The organism is Rheinheimera sp. (assembly GCF_036568245.1).
In the GTDB taxonomy this organism is placed as follows: Bacteria; Pseudomonadota; Gammaproteobacteria; order Enterobacterales; family Alteromonadaceae; genus Alishewanella.
The window spans coordinates 1-6520 of record NZ_DATCSY010000089.1 but is presented as its reverse complement, the minus strand read 5'-3'; the positions used below and the strand labels follow the sequence as shown (position 1 = coordinate 6520).

At 48.7% G+C, this 6520-nt stretch carries 4 protein-coding genes; all 4 read right to left on the bottom strand.

The window, feature by feature from the left end; all coding sequences use genetic code 11:
• Nucleotides 1-2473: pectinesterase family protein (locus VIN66_RS03910; RefSeq protein ID WP_331922772.1), on the bottom strand; the 2473-nt coding region annotated here is incomplete at its 3' end.
• 103 nt (nucleotides 2474-2576) lie between these two features.
• Nucleotides 2577-5288, bottom strand: a complete 2712-nt coding sequence (locus VIN66_RS03905) for a TonB-dependent receptor (RefSeq protein ID WP_331922771.1) — start codon at nucleotides 5286-5288, stop codon at nucleotides 2577-2579.
• Between the two features lie 293 nt (nucleotides 5289-5581).
• Nucleotides 5582-6139 carry an elongation factor P gene (gene efp / locus VIN66_RS03900; protein WP_331922773.1) on the bottom strand — a complete coding sequence of 186 codons (558 nt, stop codon included), beginning with the start codon at nucleotides 6137-6139 and terminating at the stop codon, nucleotides 5582-5584.
• A gap of 22 nt (nucleotides 6140-6161) precedes the next feature.
• A partial coding sequence (gene earP / locus VIN66_RS03895) for an elongation factor P maturation arginine rhamnosyltransferase EarP (protein WP_331922770.1) occupies nucleotides 6162-6520 on the bottom strand: 359 nt, incomplete at its 5' end.

Sequence of the window (6520 nt, the reverse complement as noted above, 5' to 3'; positions counted from 1 at the left end):
TAATACTTGCAACATCGGAAAAAGGCAGCTCATCTTCCGTCAGTACCCGGCCATAACTGCGCGCACTCGTATCAAGTTCATTACCTTTTAAATCAGTTGAGCCATATTCACGCCAGCCGCGGGTGGCATCCGCTTGCTCGGGATTGGGCAACGGCTCATGATTTAACGGCCCGGCCCAGCCCTGCGCTGAAATGTGCTGGTCGAACTGATTGTTTACCAGCAGCACATTATCAATATACGCTGGGCGGCCGGCACTGCGGGCAATAAAGGTACTGCCGGCCCGGATCCGGTTGCCGGTAGGACCGGGGTGGCTGGTAAAACGGTTATTGATAAAAATAAAACCCGGCGCATCTTCACTAACCGTGCGGGCCTGCAGGATGTAGCTACCCTCGGCATACTCTGAATCCGGATCTTTTACTGAGTTGCCAAGCGAGCGGATTTCATTTTGCTCAAACAGACTGAGGTAATTCTGCCCCCAGATAAAATCAACATTGCCGGCAATCAGGCACCGGTAAAAATACGATGTCCCTTTGAGCATCAGCGTATCCTGCTCGCTGGTAAAGTGGCTATTACCCACCAGCAACTTACCTGTACTGTTAAAATACAGGCTTTCGGCCTGGTTGCGCACGCCTTCGCGCCGTTGATGCAAGTTAGTGATACTGAGGTTTTTTAATATCAGCTGGCCAACATCTTCCACCATAAACAGGCTGCGCCCGCCGCCGGTGTGCCCTGGAAGTTTGCCGTAGCCTAAACCTAAGCCACTGTTCAGCGACTCATAATTGCTAAAAGCAATATGCGACAGGTTTGCGCCTTCCCCTTCAATCAGCAGCTGCTCAGTGCCATACAAATACAGCGGTTCCGGGTAGACTCCGGCGCCAATTTTCACTGTTTGCACTATGGCACCGGCGTCACTCATCACAAAATCCAGCGCGCCCTGAACGGTCAGAAAATCGCCACTGCCATCTTGTGCCACCCGCATCGTTGGCGTCGCTAGTGGCTCTGCCTTAATACTAAACTGCCAGCGGGCATCCTGGCCTATACCGTTAAAGGTATTTACATCAGTGCTAAACTGCAACAAACCAGCAGAAACCTGCACCTGATAGGTATTGCCGGCAGCAAGTTTACCGCTGTGCGGTTTTATAAGCAGCGTTTTGCCATCCTGCCAGATCATTGGCCGACGGATAGAGCGGTATTTATTGGCGCGACTGCTGCCAAACGCATCCATCTCGATACCGGCTTTAATTTCATCGACCAGCGTCGTTGTACCGTCGGCATGCAGCTGGTAAAGCCGCACAGCACCATGTTCACTGAGGCTGAAATCCTGCGCCAGTGTAAGCGTAAGCGGCGTATCGGCACTTACGCTGCTCTCAGGAGCCGGCCACAGTGCTGTAATCTGGGAGCTGTCAGTTTTCGCAGGAAACGCCAGCGCAGGCAGTACCTGTATATTTAGCTGCTTAAAGCGGTGCGGCTGGCTTTGGCTTTGCAGCAGCACTGCGCCCTGCCCCGGCTTCAGATATTGCAGGCGAAACTGCTGCTTATCGCTATGCAGTGTAAATAATTCCGGCGTCAGATTGATAACGGAAATATCTGCTGTGTCTACATTATCAACCCGCCAGAAAATATCGTGGCTCTGCTCGAACTGATAACCGGTTATTGGCTGATTTTCCAGCTGCTGCAGGTTGATATCCAGCTCGGCAGGTTTGGCCGTACCAACCGCCAGATAGTCCATCTCAAACGAGCGGTTAAAGCTCCAAATGCCTGCGGGGGTTAATACAGTATGGGCTGGAATAGTCACCGCAGCCACTTGCTGTCCGTTCAGATACAATGACAAGGAATCATGCTGACGCTGCAGCCGTAATAAATACCACTGACCATCAGTCGCATCCTGCGCGCCCAAAACAACCGGCAAGGCCTGCTCTGCTAACACCTGAACCTGAGTCGCTTGTGTTTGTGCACCCGGCAACATGGCCAGTTCAAGTTTTGATGTAAATACGCTGCTACCTACTTTGAAACCGGCTGCGAAATAACGCTCGGCCTGCGCGTCTTTTAACGTCAGATACAGTGTTTCACGATCGGTTGTGCTATTGGCGTAAGGGCGTATAAGAGCTTCATAGTAAAAATTATCCGCGCGCAATCCGTTTAGCTGTTTGGGATCTATCGTAAACAGATGGCCACCGGTGCGCGCCGCTTTATAACTCAATGTCTGGCGCTCAGTGTTCAAAAGTAAACTGCCATTGGCCAGTCCCGATGCTGCATCTTTCTCTGCCAGAAAGTTCAGGCCCTGCGCGTTTTGCTCAAATGACTGGCAAAACACCGCTTTGGGGTTGTCAGCGCACTGATAGCGGGGAAAATAATGCGCTAATGCCGAAGTTGCCGCAGAGGCAGGCAGCAGCGCGCCAAGTGCAATTAATATCAACCAGCTCAGTGCGGCGCGGCTAATAACGTGATGCGAAAAAGACTGTTGAAATACCATGAGTTCCCCAGTGTATAGCCATATTTAAAAAGCGTTGTAGGCGAAAATAAAGAGAACCACCCAAGTGGTTCTCTTATCGTTAGCTGTGTCACTAGCATCTGTTTTACAGGGTATAACGCGCGCCGAAGAAGAAATTTCTGCCGGTGTGGTTATATTCGCGGGTCAGGTCCATGCTGCCATCACCGGTGCCATAAATCCGTTCATGTTCATCGGTCAGGTTGATGATTTCAAATGTCAGCGTCAGATGTTCATTCACATTATAAAATGACGAGAAATCAACATGTGTCGGACCATACTTCATTTCCGCCACATGGCCATTACCACCGGGTACGCTCAGGATATAATCATCACGGGTATTTGCAGACACACGCATACCGAATTCATCCTGCTCGTAGTAGAAGGTAAAGTTATACGAATTTTTTGACAGCCCCGTCATATCTTCTGCGGTTACCCGCGTGTAGTTTGACACGACACCGAAATTTAACAACCAGCCAGGTAAAAAGCTGAAAGGCTGCTGATACACCAGCTCATACCCTTTGATGGTAAAGCCATCGTCGGTATTGACCGGAATATAGTGTGTATAAGGCACCGTTTTCGGATCTGAATTATAAGTCGGGCTGTAACGCGGATCGGCATAGATAGCATCGTAGTATGCCGGGTCGACCAGCTTTTCAACCACATCGGTTGTTAGGGATGACACCACTTCTTTACGGAACAGCGTTGCTGATAACAGCGCTTCATCGTCAAAATACCATTCAATCCCCAAATCGATATCATTTGACTCATACGGTGCCAGATCAGGGTTACCCATACTGACGGTGCGCGTCTCATAAGTAAAATTCGGATTGGCAATGTTAAGCGAGTTAAGACTGGCCCGCGTCATAGTGCGTGCTACGGCAAAACGTACCGTAACATCTTCGGTCACATCTAATGCCAGGTTCATCGATGGCAGGAAATTGCTGTAGTTATTTTCTACAGATACTTCGCTGCCATTCAGATAGCCGGTTGAGGTGGTGTCTGTTTTGACAAAACGGCTACCCAGATTTGTTCGCAACACCATATTGGCAATATCAAAGTTAGCATTGGCTTCGGCATACACGGCATAGGTTTTCTCACCGACAATCCAGGCTGCTCCCAGGTTGTCTGTATAGTTATGCGTCAGTAAATCGCGGTTTGCTGCAGCAAAGTCGACCACAGGAAATGGCAGCAAATCACCGTCCAGGCCTTTACCAAAATCATCATACGGGAAGTCGGTAAAATAGCCCACCGCCGATACCGGTGTGAAATACTCGCCGTTGCCGCTGCGGTATTCAACGCAGCGATCGTTATACGCCACACCGCTTTTTAACTGAAAACGTTCAAATTCATAGGTCAAATCAAGGCGTGATGTCAGGTTGTCGCGGTTAACATCGTGCGATGTGATAGCAGCAGGTCGAATTTCATAGTTTGCCGGATCGTAGTAGTCGTACCCCGCACCAAACGACACGACGGGCACATTCGGGTTTGCAGAGAAATCAAACGAATAAATATGTGGCGCCGACACACTGTATATACGGTTTTCTTCACGGCGTGCATCTGAGCTTGCCTGCCCTACCATGGCGTCTAACGTCATTTCATTGCTAAGACGAAACTTGCCGCTTAATACAAACTGATTGAAATCGGTATCCGAATCCTGCTGGCGGCTTTCAATCCAGGATTGCACGCCATCAAACTGTCCGGCAACGATTTGCTTGCCGTCCGGTGAGATGGTCAACGCCAGTGGCGTTACCGTTCCCGGCGTTAAAAACCACTCCATTGAGTTATAGCCTGTACGCTGATTTTCCAGTTTCGAATGCAGCGCGTCAAAAGTGATCAACACATCATTTGACGGCCGGTACTGCAGGGCAGCAGTCATACCAATACGTTTTTGTTCATTACCAAAAAAGTCGGCTCGCGGTAAGCGTGGCAACCAAAGACAATTAATAGCAGCGACCGAGCTGCCGCCCATCTGGCAATTGCTAACCGCTGGTGTACCGGTAATTTCAGGTGTAGCGGAAGCCGGAAAGGCCTGATTCGCTAGCTGAGGTGTAGTCCAGCGCACTGTACCAAAGCCTTCCTGACGCACAGTACGCTCAGACGCAGCAACTGAAAACAGCGCGCCAAGCGTATTATCGGCAAAGGTGTTGCTAAGCATAAACGCGACACGTGGGTCGTGTTCTTCACTTAACGAGTTATAACCATCCTGCACCGACACTAATGCTTTAAAACCATCATAATCAAAAGGTTTTGCTGAATACAGATCAACTGTACCGGCCATGCCGCCTTCTTCGATCGAGGCACGGCTGGTTTTCTGAATATCAACCCGGTTAAATAATTCTGAGGCAAACACGTTAAAGTCAAACGAGCGGCCACTGTTAATACCGCCGCCGGAATCCAGGCCATCGGTACTGGCTGGTACTTCCATACCGTTTAACGTGGCACGGGTAAAAGACGGGCCGAGACCGCGCAGTGTAATTTGACGCCCTTCACCGCCTTCACGGGATATCGCCACCCCTGGCACACGCTGTATAGCTTCGGCAATATTCAGATCCGGGAATTTCCCCATATCTTCGGCCAGAATAGATTCACGCGAGTTTACCGCATTTCGCTTCTCATCTAAGGCTTCATACAACGCACCACGAAACCCTTTAACTTCAATCACTTCAACATCAGCCGCCTGCGCGATGGCGGTATCTTCCGTGGTATTCTCCTGAGCCTTAAGCGCACCCGAACCACAGACTCCGGCAATCAACATACAAGCCACAATTTTATTTCGTTTTAACTGTACAGCACTCATAACCTTCCCCTATTGATTTTTGTTTATCACTCCCCCCCGAAAATGCCACCGGTGGCAAAACAAGAAAAAAGTTACGCCACCGGTAGCATTAAGTTATAGACGATATCGATTACATAATCAATATTAAGTTAGCGTTGCTTGAGATTAGGCGTTGCTGAGTACATAGAGATCAGAATTTCTTGTGTATGAAACTTGATTATCCTTCAGCAACACAAAAAACTTAAACCTGACTCAAGTGAGTTCGCCCCAATAAAAAAGGCGCCTTAGCGCCTTTTTTAATTATTACCGACCAATTACTTGGCGCGGCTACGATACTCGTCAGTACGGGTATCGATTTCGATTTTATCGCCTTCTTCTACGAAAGCAGGAACCATCAGTTCAAAACCAGTCTCAATTTTTGCTGGTTTCATTACTTTACCTGAAGTGTCGCCACGTGCAGCAGGTTCAGTATAGGTTACTGTGCGAACTACGATAGTTGGCAAGTCTACAGAGATTGGACGCTCGCCGTAGAACACTACTGAACATTCCATACCGTCTACTAAGTACTTTAACGCACCTTCCATAGACTCGGCTTCGATTTCATACTGGTTGTATTCCTGATCCATAAAGACATACATAGGATCAGCGAAGTAAGAATAGGTTACTTCTTTAGTTTCCAGCATTACCTGTTCGAATTTGTCGTCTGCACGGTAAACAGTTTCCATGCCCTGACCGTTCAGCAGGTTTTTCATTTTCATTTTTACAACGGCAGCGTTACGGCCAGATTTGTTAAATTCTGCCTTCAGGATAACCATTGCATCGGTGCCAACCATAATCACCTGGCCAGCACGCAGTTCTTGAGCTGTCTTCATCATGACTGAAATATCTTCTCGTTTAGGAAAAATTGCGTCGCATTATAAATTTTTTTTCAACAAAGTGCACGAGGTTGCTGGCAAGATCTCCGTTTGCCGTTAACGCTGCGCGCCAAAGGCGGTTATATTCGGCGATTTGCAAACGCTTTGCACTAAATTTCTGCCAGCTTTTGTCTAAAGTGCTGTCCGTATTCCACTGTAGCCAAAACTGTTGCACCGTTTCACGTAAATCGGCTGGCATCTGTGCACAGTATCGCAACATAAAAGCGTTGAGCTTTTCCAGATGGGCTTGCTGCTGTTGGCGGTAGATTTGCCAGATAAAAGGTTTGCCGGCCCAATGTGCCCGGATAACCGAATCCTCGCCGCGGACAAAATTAATAT